13 protein-coding genes are annotated in these 17,206 nt (G+C 69.2%); 7 read left to right on the top strand and 6 right to left on the bottom strand.

Annotated elements, in window-relative coordinates:
* The coding region (locus tag D7V77_RS01440; RefSeq protein WP_120574473.1) for a hypothetical protein at positions 1-1,145 on the top strand (1,145 nt) is incomplete at its 5' end.
* A gap of 82 nt (positions 1,146-1,227) precedes the next feature.
* Positions 1,228-2,817 carry an SDR family NAD(P)-dependent oxidoreductase gene (locus D7V77_RS01435; RefSeq protein ID WP_120574471.1) on the top strand — a complete coding sequence of 530 codons (1,590 nt, stop codon included), beginning with the start codon at positions 1,228-1,230 and terminating at the stop codon, positions 2,815-2,817.
* Between the two features lie 10 nt (positions 2,818-2,827).
* On the opposite strand, the gene D7V77_RS01430 is transcribed toward D7V77_RS01435, so the two are convergent.
* Entirely contained in the window at positions 2,828-4,000 is a 1,173-nt protein-coding gene (locus D7V77_RS01430) for a glycoside hydrolase family 26 protein (protein ID WP_120574470.1), read from the bottom strand.
* Positions 4,001-4,166: 166 nt separating this feature from the next.
* Here D7V77_RS01430 and ileS point away from each other — a divergent pair, with 166 nt between their 5' ends.
* The gene (gene ileS / locus D7V77_RS01425; RefSeq protein ID WP_120574469.1) at positions 4,167-7,910 is read left to right on the top strand and encodes an isoleucine--tRNA ligase; all 3,744 of its coding nucleotides are present in this window, start codon (positions 4,167-4,169) and stop codon (positions 7,908-7,910) included.
* Between the two features lie 185 nt (positions 7,911-8,095).
* On the top strand, positions 8,096-10,324 hold the full coding sequence (locus tag D7V77_RS01420) for a TonB-dependent siderophore receptor (protein WP_120574468.1): 2,229 nt from the start codon (positions 8,096-8,098) through the stop codon (positions 10,322-10,324).
* A gap of 736 nt (positions 10,325-11,060) precedes the next feature.
* Here D7V77_RS01420 and D7V77_RS01415 read toward each other — a convergent pair.
* Genes D7V77_RS01415 through D7V77_RS01405 form a run of 3 tightly spaced genes read right to left on the bottom strand, consistent with a single transcriptional unit; the run spans position 11,061 to position 13,185 of the window.
* Positions 11,061-12,617, bottom strand: coding sequence for a PepSY domain-containing protein (locus tag D7V77_RS01415; RefSeq protein WP_120574467.1), 1,557 nt, complete (start codon positions 12,615-12,617; stop codon positions 11,061-11,063).
* A complete protein-coding gene (locus D7V77_RS01410; RefSeq protein ID WP_120574466.1) occupies positions 12,614-12,901 on the bottom strand; it encodes a hypothetical protein in 288 nt (95 codons plus the stop codon). Before D7V77_RS01410 ends, D7V77_RS01415 begins: the two co-directional genes overlap by 4 nt.
* Positions 12,898-13,185, bottom strand: coding sequence for a hypothetical protein (locus D7V77_RS01405; RefSeq protein ID WP_120574465.1), 288 nt, complete (start codon positions 13,183-13,185; stop codon positions 12,898-12,900). Before D7V77_RS01405 ends, D7V77_RS01410 begins: the two co-directional genes overlap by 4 nt.
* 181 nt (positions 13,186-13,366) lie before the next feature.
* Between D7V77_RS01405 and D7V77_RS01400 the strand changes: the two genes are divergently transcribed.
* On the top strand, positions 13,367-13,741 hold the full coding sequence (locus D7V77_RS01400) for a GFA family protein (protein WP_120574464.1): 375 nt from the start codon (positions 13,367-13,369) through the stop codon (positions 13,739-13,741).
* Between the two features lie 3 nt (positions 13,742-13,744).
* Here the strand turns inward: D7V77_RS01400 and D7V77_RS01395 are convergent, their stop codons facing one another.
* The gene (locus D7V77_RS01395; RefSeq protein ID WP_120574463.1) at positions 13,745-14,617 is read right to left on the bottom strand and encodes an oxidoreductase; all 873 of its coding nucleotides are present in this window, start codon (positions 14,615-14,617) and stop codon (positions 13,745-13,747) included.
* Positions 14,618-14,714: 97 nt separating this feature from the next.
* Here D7V77_RS01395 and D7V77_RS01390 point away from each other — a divergent pair, with 97 nt between their 5' ends.
* Positions 14,715-15,302: a TetR family transcriptional regulator gene (locus D7V77_RS01390; protein WP_120574462.1), complete on the top strand. Its 588-nt coding sequence runs from the start codon at positions 14,715-14,717 to the stop codon at positions 15,300-15,302.
* A gap of 25 nt (positions 15,303-15,327) precedes the next feature.
* Complete coding sequence (locus D7V77_RS01385; protein WP_120574461.1) at positions 15,328-15,792, top strand: hypothetical protein; 465 nt, start codon at positions 15,328-15,330, stop codon at positions 15,790-15,792.
* 423 nt (positions 15,793-16,215) lie between these two features.
* Here the strand turns inward: D7V77_RS01385 and D7V77_RS01375 are convergent, their stop codons facing one another.
* The gene (locus D7V77_RS01375; RefSeq protein WP_120574459.1) at positions 16,216-17,163 is read right to left on the bottom strand and encodes an AraC family transcriptional regulator; all 948 of its coding nucleotides are present in this window, start codon (positions 17,161-17,163) and stop codon (positions 16,216-16,218) included.
* Between the last annotated feature and the right edge of the window lie 43 nt (positions 17,164-17,206).

Below are 17,206 nucleotides of genomic sequence, written 5' to 3'. Positions count from 1 at the left end.
CCCTCGAAGCGTCCGCAGCCCCGGCGTCCGTGCGCTTCCAGGGGCTGTGGCTCTTCTCGCCCCGGGCGGACCTGAGCATCCTCGTGCTGCCCACGCTGCTGCTGCTCACCTCCGTGTGGCTCGCGAGCCTCACCGGAGAGGGCTCGCAGGGGTTCGCCCAGTCCATTGGCCGGTGGACGTCGCAGTACGTCTTCCTCAACGGCACGCACGTCATCCTCACCTTCCTGTTGGTGGGCACCCGGCGCGAATTGCTGCACACCACGCCCCACCAATCCCGGCTGCTCGTGGGCGGCGCTACGGTGGTGTTCGCGCTCACCTTCGCGCTGCTCTGGTACGGGGACACGTACGCGCCGCTGCTCGCGCTGCTGCTGGGCGCGGGCATCCACGTCCTCGCGGCGCACCACACGCTGTCGCAGGTGAAGGGGCTCTGGGCGCTGCACGGCCTCCGGGCCCGCGCCGCGGGTGCCCCGCCCCTGTCCGAGTCCGAGCGCGCGCTCCAGCGCCAGTTCGTCCCCGTCGCGCTGACCTTGATGATGCTCCGCTCGCTGGCCCTGCCCGTCACCAGCGCCCTGGGCTCGCGGCCGATGATCAACATCGGCCAGGCGGAAGCAGGCTCGCTGCCGCACGGCCTCACCTGGGTGCTGCTCGCGGTCTGGGGCGTCTTCGCCGCGAAGCTGCTGCTCGCGCTGCGCGGGCCTCCCGGACAGAGCGGGCCCCGGCGCGTGTACCTCCTGGCGCACGTGGCGGTGGTGGCGGTGTACCTCGTGTGGCCGCTGTGGGGCGCCATCCTGAGCGCGGGCATCCACGGCCTGGAGTACTTCTTCCTCACCGGCCGCATGCTCCAGCCCACGCCAGGGGAGACCACGACCCGCCTGCGCGGCCCGCGCGTGTGGGCGGCGATGCTGGCCGTGATGGCCCCCATCATCCTGGTGGGCGTGGTCAACAGCCCCTTCGTCACCCTGGCGGACGGCGTCACCCAGGGCGCGGCGACGGCCTTCTTCCTGAGGCAGCAGCCCCTGTGGTCGCTGGGGGTCCTCGCCACCAACGCGGTGGTGCTGGCGCACTACTTCGCGGACGCGTTCCTCTACCGCTTCCGCATCCCCCGCGTGCGCGAGGTGACGCTCCCCCGCCTGGGCCTGGGCTGAAACCGGGGCCTGGCCGCTCGCCCTCCAGGCCCGCTCAAGTCGCACCTTTCCCTGGCGCGCCCGGGAGGGTAAGCACCAGGGCGTGAAGAACCTGGCCGTCGAGAACCTCCCGCCGTCGTCCCCTGAAACTGACCCGGCCCCGCCCTCCGATGTCTCCGTCGAGGACGTGCGCCGCGCCACGGCGCTGCTCAACACGCTCGCCAAACACCGCGTGCTCTTGCACCGCCTCCCGGATGAGGACCACCACGCCCTGCTGGCCTCCGCGAGCCGGCTCGTCTACCCGGACAAGGCCTCGAAGAACCGGCTCCAGAGCGCGCTCAAGAAGGAGCGCAAGGACGCGCAGCGCGCCAACGACCGGGCCGTGCGCTCCAGCACGGAGATCCGCATGCTGCGCAAGGCGCCGGTGCTCAGCCTGCCCGCGCTGCCCGCGCCGCCGCCGGAAGCGACCCCGGAGCGCCTGCTGGAGGTGCCGCGCAAGTGCTACGTGTGCAAGGGGGAGTACCGCAAGCTCCACTTCTTCTACGACGCCATGTGCATCCCGTGCGGGGACCTGAACTACGCCCGGCGCACGCAGCGCGCGGACCTCAAGGGCCAGGTGGCGCTCATCACCGGCGCGCGGGTGAAGATTGGCTTCCAGGCGTCGCTGATGCTGCTGCGCTCGGGCGCGACCGTCATCGCCACCACGCGCTTCCCCCAGGACGCGGTGCACCGCTACGCGCGCGAGCCGGACTTCTCGGACTGGGCCCACCGGCTCCAGGTGCACGGCCTGGACCTGCGACATGCGCCCAGCGTGGAGCTGTTCGCGCGCCACATCGAACAGACGCACGAGCGGCTGGACATCCTCATCAACAACGCCGCGCAGACCGTGCGCCGGCCACCGGGCTTCTACCAGCACCTGCTGGAGGGCGAGCTGCGCGACGCCGGCACCCTGGAGCCCCAGCTGCGCGCGCTCCTCGCGGGCCATGAGGCCTGCATCGCCGCGCTCCGTCCCGCGCTGGGCCCGGGCGATATGGGCAACACGTCACTGCCCGTGGCGACCTGGCGCAGCGGCGACCCGGCGTTGGGCATCCACTCCTCCGCGGCGCTGTCCCTGATGCCCTACGCCATGGAGCAGGAGGGCGACACGCGCGCCCTCTTCCCGGAAGGCCGGCTGGACGCGGACCTCCAGCAGGTGGACCTGAGGGCCACGAACTCCTGGCGCCTGCGGCTGGGGGAGGTGCGCACCGCGGAGATGCTGGAGGTCCACCTGGTGAACGCGGTGGCGCCCTTCATCCTGTGCGGGAAGTTGAGGCCGCTGATGCTGAAGGACCGTTCGCGGCCGGGCCACATCGTCAACGTGTCCGCGATGGAGGGCAGCTTCTCCCGAGGGACGAAGACGGACAAGCACCCGCACACCAACATGGCCAAGGCCGCGCTGAACATGATGACGCTGACGTCCGCGCCGGACTACGCGCGCGACAACATCTTCATGAACGCGGCGGACACCGGCTGGGTCACCGACGAGGACCCCGCTCATCATGCCGAGCGCAAGGTGCAGGAGCTGGACTTCCAGCCTCCACTGGACATCGTGGACGGGGCCGCGCGCATCGTGGACCCCGTCATCACCGCCGTGAACACCGGCGAGTACGTCTGGGGCAACTTCTTCAAGGACTACCGCCCCACGAACTGGTGAGCCCCGGCCCTCAGCGCAGCGCGCCCCAGTTGTAGGTCGCGTTGCTCCCGCCGGTCAGCACGCGCCAGTACGTGCTGTAATACCCATACGTGTCCTTGATGGCCTTGTGGCTGCTGGACACGTTCCAGTCGTTGGGGCTCGTCGTGCCCAGGTTGTAGACAAGCGAGTCGCCCCAGATGGAGTAGATGGCCCACGGGCGCGCGTCCAACTCAGACACCGTGCCGTAACGGCTGTCACCCCAGCGCACCGGGAGCTTGTCCGTCTCCGCCAGCATGCGTGGTTTGTTGTAGCCCGCGAGCCCCGTGTAGAACTGGGCCGGGAAGTAGGGATTGCCGTGGTAGATGTCCACGCCCACCACGTCCACGCGGTCGTTGCCCGGGTAGTAGTTCCACGGGTCCCCGCCGTAGGTGCCGTCCCACTCGTACGGCGACCAGACGAAGATGAGGTTCTTCAAACCGCGCGTCTTCACCAGGTAGTCGTGCGTGATGTTCCAGAGCTGCTTGTACTGAGCGGGGTCCTGGTTCGCCCACCAGAACGGCGACGCGCTCCCCTTCTTGTTCATCTCGTGGAACGGGCGGTACAGCACCGGCACGCCCTGCTGCTGGAGGTACGCGAGCTTGTCCGCCGCGAAGGACAAATCCCGCAACAGCGCCTGGTACTCCGCCGTGTTGGCCTGCCAGTTGATGACCCGGCCAAACCAGTTGTAGTCCATCCATGACTGCCGGAAGTTGTTCGGCCAGCTCTTCACGGACGCGCCCGGATAGGACATGTGGAAGCTGAACCCCACGATGCCTTCCCCGTAGCTGAAACGGTCACGAGCGAAGCCCACCGCGTAGTCCACGTAGGCTTCCGCGTACGTGTTCCGATAGTTGCCCGGCCCGAAGTCGAACTCCACGAAGCCCGGACGGCGGCCGGAGATGTCCCCCACCTTCACCCAGTACTCGCCCGCGTAGGCCTCCTTCTGGGCCTCGCAGTGCTGGCCCATGATGGTCTGCTTCGTCCCGCCGTTGCGGCTGTTGTTCTCCAGGTCCGTCAGCAGGTTGTAGACCTTCTGAGCCTGCGCCGTGGGGCCGGGCGTGCTCAGCGTCCGGGACACCTGCGCGCTCGCGCTGCCCGCGCCCAGGCACAGCACCAGCGCCGCCAGCAGGAAGGAGAGGGATGGCTTCGGGGGGACGTGCGTCACGCGGAGACCTCCAGTGGCTGCCCGGGGAGCGGCCAGGGTGCCACTTCCTGCACGCGAATTGCACGAATTTCAGCTTAGGCGAATCTGTCCACCGGCGTGCGGGCGGGTTCGCAAGGCCCTGGATTCACTGCCAAAGGGCCGCTCCGGTGCTATCAAGCAGGCCACCATGCCTGAAACGCCTTCGCCCCTGTTCAACGCGGTCCCCGTGGAGATGGACTTCCCGGCCGAGGAGCGCCGCATCCTGGCCTTCTGGAAGGAGCGCGGCATCTTCGAGAAATCGCTCAAGGCGAACGAAGGCAAGCCCTCCTTCGTCTTCTACGAAGGCCCGCCCACCGCGAACGGCCTGCCCCACAACGGCCACGTCCTCACGCGCGTCATCAAGGACCTGTTCCCGCGCTACCAGACCATGCGAGGCCACTACGTGCCGCGCAAGGCGGGCTGGGACACGCACGGCCTGCCGGTGGAGGTGGAGGTGGAGAAGGAGCTCCGCATCCACGGCAAGGCGGAGATCGAGAAGTACGGCGTGGAGCCCTTCACGGAGCGCTGCATCGAGTCCGTGTTCCGCTACACGGGGGAGTGGGAGCGGCTGACCCAGCGCATCGGCTTCTGGGTGGACCTCAACGAGGCCTACGTCACCTATCACCGCGGCTTCGTGCAGAGCGTGTGGTGGGCGCTCTCCGAGCTCTACAAGAAGGGCCTGCTGTACCAGGGCCACAAGGTGGTGTGGTGGTGGCCGCGCGGCGGCACCGCGCTGTCCGCCGCCGAAGTGGGCCTGGGCTACAAGACGGTGGACGACCCCAGCGTCTACGTGGCCTTCCCGCTGCGCGATGCTCCGGACACGTCGCTGCTCATCTGGACGACGACGCCCTGGACGCTGCCGTCCAACATGTACGCGGCCGTGAACCCGTCCGTGGACTACGTCACGGTGGACGCGGGCGACCGCAAGCTCATCCTCGCCGCCGCGCTGCGCGAGGAGCTGGCCAAGAAGCTGAAGAAGGACCTGCCCGTGCTGTCCACGCAGAAGGGCAGCGACCTGGTCGGCAAGCGCTACACGCCGCCCTTCGACACGTACTTCGCGAAGGAGGCGGACGCCACGCTGCCCCTGAAGGACGGCGGCTCGGACACGGTGGGCTGGCGCGTGATTCCGGCGGACTTCGTCACGCTGGACAGCGGCACGGGCATCGTCCACACGGCGCCCGCGTTCGGCGAGGACGACTACAAGGCCTACCGCAAGGACGCCACGCGCTTCCAGGACCCGGACGCGCTGGGCATGCGCTGCGCGGTGAAGCCGGACGGCACGTTCTCGGAAGAGGTGCCGCTCGTCGCCGGCCGCTTCGTGAAGGACGCGGACAAGGACCTGCAGCGCAACCTGAAGGAGCGTGGGCTGCTCATCCACACGGAGCAGTACCGCCACGAGTACCCCTTCTGCTGGCGCGCGGACGAAGACCCGCTCATCCAGTACGCCCGCCCCGCCTGGTACATCCGCACCACCTCCGTCATCGAGCAGGCCAAGGCCAACAACCAGCAGGTCAACTGGGTCCCGGAGAACATCAAGGACGGCCGCTTCGGCGACTTCCTGGCCAACAACGTGGACTGGGCCCTGTCGCGCGAGCGCTACTGGGGCACGCCGCTGCCGCTGTGGATCCACTCCGAAACGGGTGAGACGGAGGCCGTGGCCTCCATCGCGGAGCTGCGCCAGAAGCCGGGCAACAACGTGGCCGCCGTGGAGGCGGAGCTGAAGGCGTTCCTCGCCGGCAAGCCGCACGAGTCCAACGCGGAGCACCTGCTGGTCCACAAGCCGTGGATCGACAAGGTCACGTACGAGAAGGCCGGCTCCGGTGGGAAGTTCCAGCGCGTCCCGGAAGTGGTGGACGTGTGGTTCGACTCCGGCTGCATGCCCTTCGCGCAGTGGGGCTTCCCGCACGCGGAAGGCAGCAAGGAGACCTTCAACCGCGCGTTCCCGGCGGACTTCATCTCGGAGGCCATCGACCAGACGCGTGGCTGGTTCTACTCGCTGCTGATGGTGAGCACGCTCCTCTTCGACGAAGAGACGCAGAAGCGCATGGGCCTGACGCCCAAGCGTGAGTGGCCCATGCCGTACAAGAGCTGCATCGTGCTGGGCCACGTCTCCGACAAGGAGGGCAAGAAGGAGTCCAAGTCCAAGGGCAACTACACCCCGCCGGAGATCATCCTGGACGAGGTGCGCATGGACTTCGCGGTGCTCACCGCCACGGAGGCCGGCGTCCCCGCGGAGCCCGGCGTGGCGCTCATCGCGCGCGAGGACCTGGAGGGCCTGGACACGCAGGAGGGCGCCAAGGTGCTGCTCTTCCGTCCGGACCGGCCGGACGCGCCCGTCAGCGTCACCGTGAAGGTGCACAAGAAGCTCAAGCGCCGCGTGGTGCTGCTGGCGCCGCAGGAGCTTCAGCAGCTGGGCGTGAAGCCCTCCGCGCGCGGCGTGGACGTGATGCCGGTGGAGGTGCCCCGGCTGGCGGCCACCGAGCGCGTGGTGCTCAAGGACCCCGCCACCAAGGCGCCGGGCGCGGACGCGTTCCGGTGGTTCTTCTACGCGGCCAGCCCCACCTGGTCCAACACGCGCCACTCGCTGGCGAACGTGCGGCTGTTGCAGAAGGACTTCCAGGTCAAGCTGCGCAACGTCTACTCGTTCTTCACCATCTACGCGAACATCGACGGGTTCAACCCGGCGAAGGGCACCGCGTCCAGCACGGAGGCCCCGTGGCTGGCCATCCGCAAGAGCCAGGGCTGGCGCGAGGTGAAGGCCCGGCCGGTGCTGGACCGGTGGATCCTCTCCGAGGTGCAGCTCACCCTGCGCGACGTGGCCAAGGCGCTGGACACGTACCAGGTCTACGACGCGGCCCAGCGAATGGTGGCGCTGGTGGACGCGCTGTCCAACTGGTACCTGCGCCGCAGCCGCGAGCGCTTCTGGGCGCCGGGCTTCGAGCAGGACAAGCAGGACGCGTACTTCACGCTCTATGAAGCGCTGACGACCATCACCGCCATGTCCGCGCCCTTCATCCCGTTCTTCGCGGATGACATGTGGGGCAATCTGGTGGGCAAGCCGTGGGGCGCGGCGCAGCCGGAGAGCGTGCACCTGGCGAGCTTCCCGGACGTGGACGCGAGCCTCATCGACGAGGGGCTGGCCGCGGAGATGGGCGCGGTGCGCGAGCTGGTGTCGCTGGGCCTCAAGGTCCGCACGGACAACCGGCTCAAGGTGCGCCAGCCGCTGTCGCGCGCGGACGTCATCCTGTCGCGCCGCGAGCTGACGGAGCGCGTGGCGGTGTACCAGGAGCTCATCAGCGACGAGCTGAACGTGCACACCGTGAAGTGGGTGGAGCCGGGCAGCCCGGAGGCGGACGTGGTGCGCTACCGCGTGCGTCCCAACCTGCGCGCCATGGGCAGCCGGCTGGGCCCCAAGCTCGCGCCGGTGCGCAAGGCGTTCGACTCGGGGGATGGCCGCGCGCTGCACCAGGAGCTGCTCCAGACGGGCAAGGTGGCCCTGAACGTGGGCGGCGAGGACATGGTCTTCCCCGCCGAGGAGCTGGAGACGCTGGTGGAGGCGCAGCCGGGCTACGCCGCCGCGGGCGGAGGCGTGGGCGTGGTGGTGATGCACACGCAGCTCACGGAAGCCCTGGTGGACGAAGGCCTGGTGCGCGAGCTGCTGGCGCGCGTGCAGGGTTCCCGCAAGGACATGAACCTGGGCTACACCGACCGGATCCGCCTGTGGGTGGACGGCGATGACCGCGTGAAGCGCGTCGTCGACGCCGCCCGCGACGAGATTGCCCGCGAGACGCTCGCCTCCGAAATCCACGTGGGCCCCCAGGGCCTCACCGGCACGGAGGAGGAGGCCAGCCTCAATGGCCTCCCCGCGAAGCTTCGCGTCGAGCGCGCCTGAAACCCGGGCCTCCGGATAGCAGGGAAAGACAGCTCCGGGTAAACACATACCCGGGGCTGTAAATGCAGACATCTGGTGTGGCGTGACGAGGACCGGGAGGGCGTGGGCGACTCCCGGCTTGCCGCCTCAGGGGGCGCGTGTTACGCGACAGGGCATTCCCCCTGATTTCGCAAATCATTCTCAACATGCCCACTTCGTTCCGCAGCCGTCCGCGCCGCCTCGTCCCGGGGGCGCTGCTTGGCGCATCCATCTCCCTCCTCGCCTCCCCTGCCCTGGCGCAGGAGCCCGCCGCGCCCCAGGAGGCCCCGGCTCCGGAGACCCCGGCGCCCGCGCAGGCCTCGAACCCGGAACCCGGCGCCGCGCCCACGGATGACGGCGTCTACGACCTGCCTACGGTGGTGGTGGAGAGCGAGCGCGCCAACGGTCCGGTGCAGGGCTACACCGCGCGCCGCAGCGGCAGCGGCACGAAGACGGACACCGCGATTGGCGACACGCCGCAGTCGGTGTCGGTTGTGGGCCGGGCGCAGATGGACGCGCAGCAGGTGCAGTCCGTGACGGAGGCCACGCGCTACACGCCGGGCGTGCGCTCGGACACGTTCGGCGCGGATCCGCGCAACGACTGGTTCCTGATTCGCGGCTTCACGTCCCAGGAGGGCGGCTACTTCCTGGACGGGCTCCAGCTGTACTCCAGCAGCTTCGCCACCTGGCGCCTGGAGACCTTCGGCCTGGAGCGCGTGGAGACCGTGCGCGGCCCTTCCTCCGTGCTGTACGGCGGCACGTCTCCGGGCGGTCTGCTCAACATGGTGGGCAAGCGTCCGCCGGTGGAAGGGCACATCCGGCACGTGGAGCTGAGCGTCAACGAGTTCGCCAACGGCTACGCGGCCGTGGACTTCGGCGGCGCCATCGACTCGGGCAACCACTGGCGCTACCGGGTGACGGCGCTGGCGCGCGGCGGCGGCACGCAGGTGGAGGAGACGGACAACAACCGGCTCTTCATCGCGCCGGCCCTCACCTGGGCACCGTCGGACAATACGGCGCTGACGCTGCACGGCAGCTTCCTGGCGGACCGCACGCAGGGTCAGAACTTCCTGCCGTACGTGGGCACCGTGGTGGACGCGCCCTATGGCCGCATCCCCACCGACCTCTTCACCAGCGACAAGAGCCTGGACCACTTCCAGCGCAACCAGTCGTGGGCGGGCTACGAGTTCTCCCACCGCTTCAACGACACCTTCACGCTGCGGCAGAACCTGCGCTACGCGCACCTGGACCTGGACTTCCAGACGCTCTACGGCGTGGGCTACGCAGGTGAGCCGGCGGAAGCGCAGCTGTCGCGCGGCAACTTCGTCACCCGGCCGACCGCGAACCTCTTCTCGGTGGACACGCAGGGCGACGTGCGCTTCAGCACCGGCCCCGTGCGCCACCTGGTGCTGGCGGGCGTGGACTTCAAGAACTACGTGCTGAACGACGAGCAGGGCTACGAGGCCGGCGCGCCGCTGGACCTGCTCAACCCCGTGCGTGGCGACTACACGCCCACGGAGTCGCGCTACACGCTGAACCAGTCCACGCAGAACCAGCTGGGCGTCTACCTCCAGGACCAGCTGCGCATCGGCGACCGGCTGAGCCTGACGTTGAGCGGGCGTCATGACTGGGTGGGCATGGACGTGGACAACGAGCTCGCGCCCACGGCCAACTACGACGGCAGTGAGAGCGCCTTCAGCGGCCGCGCGGGCCTGCTCTACCGCTTCGACTTCGGCGTCGCGCCGTACGTCAGCTTCTCCAAGTCGTTCAACCCGGTGGCCGGGACGAAGTCGGACGGCTCGATCTTCGAGCCGGAGAAGGGCCAGCAGCTTGAAGCAGGCGTGAAGTACCAGCCAGATGCGTTCCCGGTGCTGGTGGGCCTGTCGGTGTTCGAGCTGAAGCGTCAGAACTTCGTGACGACGGACGGCTCCTTCAACCAGCTGCAGATTGGCGAGGTCCGTTCGCGCGGCTTCGAGGTGGAGGCCAACGCCACGGTGACGCACGGGCTGAGCCTGATTGGATCCGCGTCGCTGTACTCACTGGAGATCACCGAGGGCACGGACTTCGAGCTGGGCAAGCGCCCGGTGGGTGTGCCGGAGGTGCTGGCGTCGCTGTGGCTGGACTACACGTTCCAGGACGGAGCGCTGCGCGGCTTCGGCGCGGCGGCGGGCGTGCGCGGAGTGGGAAGCTCCTACGCGGATCGCGAGAACACGCTGGACGTGCCGGGCTTCACTCTGGTGGACGCGAGCGTGCACTTCGAGCGCGGCCCGTGGCGCGCGGCCGTCAACGCCTCCAACCTGGGCGACAAGACCTACGTGTCCTCGTGCAGCTCCGCGACGGCCTGCTTCTACGGCGAGCGCCGCCGCGCGTCCGCCACGGTCGGCTACACCTGGTAGCCATCACTCAGGCCTGAAGAGTCCTTCCGGAAGCCTCACCGCCGGAAGGGCCTGAAGCCATCACACACCGCGGTATCCCTGGGGCCTTCGCCTGGCACGTCTCCGCCAGCGAGGGCCTCAGTCGTTCCCGGGTGCCGCGCCTCGAGACGCCAGATGCGCCACGGTCACGCATTGACGGGACTTCTCCCCAAGCGCCAGGCCCGCGGACACGAAGGTTGTCCCCCTGGGTGAGAAGGTAAGAACCCCGCCGGGACGCCCCGTCGGCGGCGCACCGAAAAAACCTGTCCGACTGTCGGACAAGTTTTGAAGCCCATGGCCCGGGAGCTCCGCTCCGCCCGGGCAGCGAGAACCTGTCCGAGTGTCCGACAAGTTTTGAAGCCCATGGCGCGGGGGCTCCGCTCCGCCCGGGCAGCTGAAACCTGTCCGACTGTCCGACAAGTTTTGAAGCCCATGGTGCGGGGCTCCCCTCCGCCCGGGCGGCGGAAACCTGTCCGACTGTCGGACAAGTTTTGGAACCTCATGCCCGGGATGGGCCCCTGCCCCCTCCGAGCAGCGGAAACCTGTCCGACTGTCCGACAAGTTTTGGAACCCCACACCCAGGGAGGGTCTCCGTCCCGGCCGATGCGCGGAAATCTGTCCGACTGTCCGACAGGTTTGGCGGACCGCGTCGAGCAGGGGGCGGACTGCATGGGAGTCCGGGGCCCGGCGCGTCTCGCGCGCATGTCAGCCCCTGTGATTACGCTTTGACGAGGGGCCCTTCGGGCGCGGCGCCACCGGACACGGGCTCCTCCGTCTTACGCCTGCGCAGACCCCACGCGAGCCCGCCGCAACCCAGCGCCATCGCGGTCAGGAACGCCTCCGCCATGAACACCGGAGGCAGGCCGCGAGACAGCGCCGTGAACAGGTTCGCGTCCTGCGTCACCACGTCGCCCACCACCACCGCGCCGAACAGCACCGCGGCCGCGGCGCTCAGCACGCTGCCCACCCGGCGCGACGACCCTCGCGGCACGAGCGCGATGACCACCGCGAGCGCCCACGCGCCCAGGAACAGGCCGAACTCCCAGTCGCCCCGCCGCACCAGCGCCCACGGCAGCACGCGGTTCGCGGCGCAGTACACCGCCGTGCCGAATGCGAGCCCCGCGGAGACGCCCACCGTCAGCCGCTCCAGCACGCGGTTGCCCCTATGCGTGCGCAGCGGGTCCCGGCGCTCCAGCCAGATGAGGTTTCCCGTGACGAGCACCGCGCACATCGCCAGCGCGAGCAGCGCATAGAGCGGCTTCATCAGCGCCTCCGCGAACCGGCCCGCGTGCAGGTCGAAGAGCAGCCGCTCGAAGGAGAAATTCGGCGTGCGGGACTCCACGCTCGACCCGAACGTCTCTCCACTCACGCTGTCCACGTGCGCGAAGTGGTCCGGCCCCAGCGGGGACAACTGGAAGTACACGCCCGCCCAGCCGCGCGCGTCGCCGTAGTCGTGAAGCTCCACGTATCGGGGCGTGCCCTCCGCGCCAGGCACCGACGCGCGCGCCCGGTCCACCACCGTGTCCAGCGACAGCATGGGCGCGTCCTTCCCCGCCGCCTCCCGCACGGGCACGCTGTAGCCGCGCAGCTTCGTCACCCGGTCCGCCTGTCCCCGGTACACCACGCTCCCGAAGCCCTGCGCCGCCAGCCCCGCCAGGCACAACACCGCCCCCGTCCACGCCAGCATCGCGGTGAACGGCAGCCCGAAGACGCCCAGCACCTTGTGCGCGTCCGACGCGGAGAAGCGCGGCTTCGCCGTGGGACGGAAGCGCCACCACTGCGCGCGCAGGTCCTTCAGGTGGATCCACAGACCGCTGACCAGCGCCACCAGCAGCGCCACTGACACCAGCCCCGTGAACTCCATCCCCCAGGGCACCCGGTAGAAGAAGTGCATCCAGTACAGCTCGCTCGCCAGCCGGCTGCGCTCCGGCAGCGCTGTGCCGGTGAGCGGGTCCAGCCACAGCACGCGCAGCCCCGTGGGCTCGAAGAGGTACGCGGTGATGAACCGCGTCTCCTCGTGCGTGAGCATCCCCACGTGAGCGCCGCGCGGCAGCGGCCCCTGCTCCCGCACCCGGTCGAGCATCAGGTCGAACGACGGCGGTGACTCCGAGGGCGGCGCGACGTGGAGCGCGGGCTCCTGCCACACCTCCAGCTCCTCGCGGAACATCGCGAAGACGCCACAGAAGAAGATGACGAACAGGAACAGGCTGGCGACGACGCCCGCCCACGCGTGCAGGTCGAACTGGATGCGGAACGTCCGGGGCGACAGCTTCATCGCGGCCCCCGCACGGCCAGCGCGACGGCCACCAGCACCACCACCGCCAGGCACACGCCCCACGCCACCCGGCCATTCCGCGCCAGCGGCAGCGCGCACGCGAATCCCACCCACACGGGCAGCACCACGTGGAAGCCCAGCGCGAAGGCCCACGGCCCCGACACCGGCAGGAACGCCATCACCGCCGCGCCCACCGCGAACGCCGCGAGCGGAGCCCCCATCACCGTCGCCAGCGTCCGCGCGACGGAGTGGTTCGCCGCATTGTTACCGCGACCCGCGCTCATCGGCCCACGCCCAGCAGCGCCACCGGCACCAGTCCCGCCACGCCACTCACCCACGCGAACGTGCGCGCCCGCGAAGGCCGGGGCGAGAGCACCAGCACCAGCACCGAAGCCGCCGTCATCGCGAGCACCAGCAGCACCAGCAGCCCCGCCACCCACCCGAAATCGCCCACGCAGCAGCCCAGCGACGCGAGCCCCGGCACGGCCGCGAGCCACCGCGCACGGCCACCCACGCCCATCCACGACACCGCCGACACGCAGAAGCACAGCGCGGCGAGGCTCAACATCGCGTCCACCGCGCGACCCCGTCTCTTGACTCGAAGTTGATAATGATTTGCATCCTCACGAGAGCCCCCAGGCCTGTCAAGGCAGACGGAAGGCACCCGTGCTCACGGTGCGAGCGTCGACGCACGAACACCGCGCGCGCACCGCGCTTCCAGGAAATGCCACGCTTCGGATGATGACGGGATGAGCGAAGCCGGGACCTTGAAGGGAAGCTGTCACTGCGGTGCGACGCGGTTCGAAGTGACCGTGCACCCCAAGGACGTCACCCGCTGCAACTGCACATTCTGCTCCAAGCGCGGCGTGCTCTGGGCCTACTACGAGCCCGAGCAGGTGACCTTCACGCGCCGCGAGAACGTGGCCACCTACGCGCGCAACGAGCCCGTGGCGCACCACCACTGCCAGCAGTGCGGCTGCGGCACGTGGACGGACACGCCCGTCTGGGAAGACAACGCGCCCGTGCCCGGCAGGTTCAAGGTGGGCCTCAACGCGCGCCTGTTCGACGACTTCAACCTGGACGCGGTGCGCGTGAGGTTCGTGGACGGCCGCAACCTCTGGTAGCCGTCAGAAGCGCGGGGCCGGAGCGCGGGCCTCCGGGAAGTCGGTGGACACGGAGAGGTCCTTCCACTTCTGGTCCTCCGCCTTGAGCGCATCCAGCTTCTGCTGTGACAACTCGAACGCGTCGCTGCCCAGCACCAGGTGCAGCGGCGGGGACTCCATCGAGGCCACCTGGAGCAGCACCTGCGCCGCGCGGTCCGGGTCCCCTGCCTCCTTGCCCGTTCGCGAACGCATGTGCTGGGCCACCACGCCCACCGTGGGCGCGTACTCCGGCCGGAACTCCGGGATGGTCATGGACGCTCCCGCCCAATCCGTGCGGAAGCCACCCGGCTCCAGCACCGTCACCTTCACGCCGAAGGGCGCGGCCTCCTTGGCCAGGACCTCGGAGAGGCCTCCCACTGCCCACTTCGCGGCCTGATACGCGCCCAGCCCCGGCGTGGACAGGCGGCCTCCCACGGACGAAACCTGGATGATGTGCCCGGAGCGCTGCTCGCGGAGCACCGGCAGCGCGGCCCTCGTGACGTTCAGGACGCCGAAGAGGTTGGTGTCGAGCTGCGAGCGGAAGTCTTCGTCCGTCACCTGCTCGATGGGCGCGAGGCCGCCGTAGCCCGCGTTGTTCACCACCACGTCCAGGCGGCCGAAGGCATCTACTGCTGTCCGCACCGCGGCCCTCGCCTGCTCGGGGTTCGTCACGTCCAGCGCCACCGCGCGGACCCGGTCCCCGTAACGCTCCACCAGGGAAGCCAGCTGCTCCGGCTTGCGCGCCGTGGCCACCAGGCGGTGCCCGGCCGCCAGCACGGCCTCCGCGAAGCTGCGTCCCAGGCCTCGGGAGGAGCCGGTGATGAGCCAGACACGGGACGTCTCAGGGGTCGCACTCATGGCAGGAAATCCTTTCAACTAACCAGTTGGTTACATGGATATATTGGCCCTTCTGACAGGGTGCAACCCGGAATGGGCTGGGGCATGGTGGGCAAGCATGGCTGGAGACGCTCAGAAGACCCGGCAGCGCCTGTTGGAAGCGGCCGCGGAGGAGTTCTCGGAGAAGGGCATCGCGGGCGCGCGCGTGGACCGCATCGCGGCGGCGGCCGGCTGCAACAAGGCGCTCATCTATTCGTACTTCGGCAGCAAGGAGCAGCTGTTCGACGCGGTCTTCGAAGCGCACGTGGCGGAGGTGGCGCGCGAGACGCCCATCGACGCGGCGGACCTGCCCGCCTACGCGGGGCGGCTGTTCGACGGCTTCCAGGCCCGGCCGCAGGTGCTGCGCCTGGCCACCTGGTACGAGTTGGAGCACGGCCCCTCCGTGGACATCCCGGAGCCTGTCGCGCGCAGCAACCAGCACAAGGCAGCCGCCATCGCGAAGGCACAGAAGGAAGGGCTGGTGTCGAAGCACTTCGCGGCGGACGAACTGCTGGCGCTGGTGCTGGCGCTGTCCAAGACGTGGGCCTTCCCGCTGTCGTACTGCGCCACGGCCACCCCGCCCACACCCGCGGAGATCCGCCGGCGGCGGCGCTCCGTAGTGGAGGCGGTCCGGCTGCTGGTGTCGCCCGTCAGTCCCACCTCGTGAACCACGTCAGGGCGCGGGCTTGAACATGAACTTCCGCCTTCCCTCGAACGCTGGCCACAACATGCTGGAAGGGAAGGTCCGCCGGGCCGTGTCCCTGGACTCGGAGCCCTGCCTGCTGCTCGAGCTGCGAAGCACCGGCAACTGCTTCCGCAGGGACAATCATGACTTCATGGAGGTCGTGGAAGACTTCGACCTCCGGCTGCCACAGGTCGTGGTGCTCCGCTCCCACTTCGACACGCTGCTGCGCGCACTCCGGCAATGGCAGGTCACCCAGGAGCCGTTCAGCCTGGACCTGGACCATGGCCGGGACGTCACCTGTACCGTCGAGGTCCGTGCCCACTCCGATGCGGCCAGCGACCGGTGGAAGCCGGACTTCACCCTCGTCTACGCGAGCCCGAAGGCGCGCATCGAGGTCAACTTCAGCGTGGACGCTTCGTGCCTGCTGGAGTGGACCGAGGGCCTGGAGCAGGCCGTGGCCATTCCCCACTGAAGGCCGCCGGAGGGCGCGTCATTCAGGGGCTGTCAGGACATCCTGTCAGGCGCAGTACTGACGTGCTGCGACACATTGCTCGCATATTGAGACTCATCGCGAAGCGGTGTTAGCCTTACAATGACTCTCAACCCGGAGGACACATGCGCGGAATTATTTCAGCATTGATGTTTGGGCTGCTCGTTGGCTGTGGTGGCGCCATGGAGCCCGCGGCCGTGGATGACACGGCGAGCCAGACGGCGCCCGACGTCACCTCCTCGGTATTGCTTGAGTGCGAGGAGTTGGATGGCATGTCCTGTCCCTCTGCTGGGGCCAATCCGCGTCAGTGTATCCGCCCCGGGGGTGTGGGCCATGCCTTCTGCTATTGCGACGGGGAAGGGTACGATTACTGGCGCTGCTATTACTGAAACCGGGACCCGCGGCTCACGCTGAAGTCTGACGCGTGGCCGCACGCCGATACGCTCCGGGCCCCACGCCCCAGCGGCGCTTGAAGGCCTTGCTGAAGGCGGGCGCGCTTTCGTAGCCGGCGCGCTCGGCGATGGTGTCCAGGCTGTCGTTGGATTCATGCAGCCAGCGCGCGGCGCGGATCATCCGCCATTGGGCCAGGTAGCGCAGCGGTGTCTCGCCCACCAGCGAGTGGAAGCGCGCGGCGAACCCGGAGCGCGACACGCCCACGGACCGAGCCAGCCGCTCCACCGTCCATGGGGTGCCGGGCTGTTCGTGCATCAGCGCGAGTGCGTTCCCGATGGCGGGGTCGGCCAGCGCCTTCCACCCCGCCTGCTTCGTTCCCCCAAGTGACGTCTGGGCCCGCAGCGCGTGGACGAGCAGCACGTCCGCCAGTCGGCCCAGCACCAGCGCGCTTCCCGGCCCCGGCAGGGCGGTCTCCGCGGTGATGAGCTGCACGCTCGCGGCGAGCGAGGGCGTCCCCTGCCCCTCCTGCGTGGACAGGCGGATGACGGAGGGAAAGGCCCGCAGCAGCGGATGCGCAGGGTCCACGCCGAACTGGAAGCAGCCGGTGATCAGCGTGGTGAGCGGCCCGGTTCCCCCCAGCCGCGTGGCCGGTGGACGGAGCATCTGGGATGGGACGAAGTCGCTCGCGGCGGGGTTGCGGCGGCCGCCGTCATCCAGCACGTGCGCGGGCGCGCGGGGCAGCAGCACCACGTCTCCGGCGGACAGGAACACCGGCTTCGCCGTGCCCTCCACCTGGAGGCGCAGGCTTCCGCGCGCCACCACGTAGAAGGAGGCGTTGGCCTTGCGAGGCATGCGCACCGCCCAGGGCGCCCCCAGCTCGAAGCGGCCGAAGAGCAGCGTCTTGAAACGCAGCGTCTCCAGCACGTCGGAGACCACGTCGGTCTTTCCGTCCGGGGGCATTGGACTCGAAGACAGTTCTTTTGGACGCAGTGACATGGAGCGT

The sequence above is a fragment of the Corallococcus sp. CA041A genome (genome assembly GCF_003612075.1).
GTDB lineage: Bacteria > Myxococcota > Myxococcia > Myxococcales > Myxococcaceae > Corallococcus > Corallococcus exiguus.
Note: the sequence above shows the minus strand (reverse complement) of the source record. Positions and strands in the feature narration are given on the sequence as shown.

Coding starts and splice junctions, on each gene's coding strand:
- ileS (WP_120574469.1), top strand. CDS start 4,167: ATGCCTGAAACGCCTTCGCCCCTGTTCAACGCGGTCCCCGTGGAGATG.
- D7V77_RS01420 (WP_120574468.1), top strand. CDS start 8,096: ATGCCCACTTCGTTCCGCAGCCGTCCGCGCCGCCTCGTCCCGGGGGCG.
- D7V77_RS01415 (WP_120574467.1), bottom strand. CDS start 12,617: ATGAAGCTGTCGCCCCGGACGTTCCGCATCCAGTTCGACCTGCACGCG.
- D7V77_RS01410 (WP_120574466.1), bottom strand. CDS start 12,901: ATGAGCGCGGGTCGCGGTAACAATGCGGCGAACCACTCCGTCGCGCGG.
- D7V77_RS01405 (WP_120574465.1), bottom strand. CDS start 13,185: ATGTTGAGCCTCGCCGCGCTGTGCTTCTGCGTGTCGGCGGTGTCGTGG.
- D7V77_RS01400 (WP_120574464.1), top strand. CDS start 13,367: ATGAGCGAAGCCGGGACCTTGAAGGGAAGCTGTCACTGCGGTGCGACG.
- D7V77_RS01395 (WP_120574463.1), bottom strand. CDS start 14,617: ATGAGTGCGACCCCTGAGACGTCCCGTGTCTGGCTCATCACCGGCTCC.
- D7V77_RS01390 (WP_120574462.1), top strand. CDS start 14,715: ATGGCTGGAGACGCTCAGAAGACCCGGCAGCGCCTGTTGGAAGCGGCC.
- D7V77_RS01385 (WP_120574461.1), top strand. CDS start 15,328: ATGAACTTCCGCCTTCCCTCGAACGCTGGCCACAACATGCTGGAAGGG.
- D7V77_RS01375 (WP_120574459.1), bottom strand. CDS start 17,163: ATGCCCCCGGACGGAAAGACCGACGTGGTCTCCGACGTGCTGGAGACG.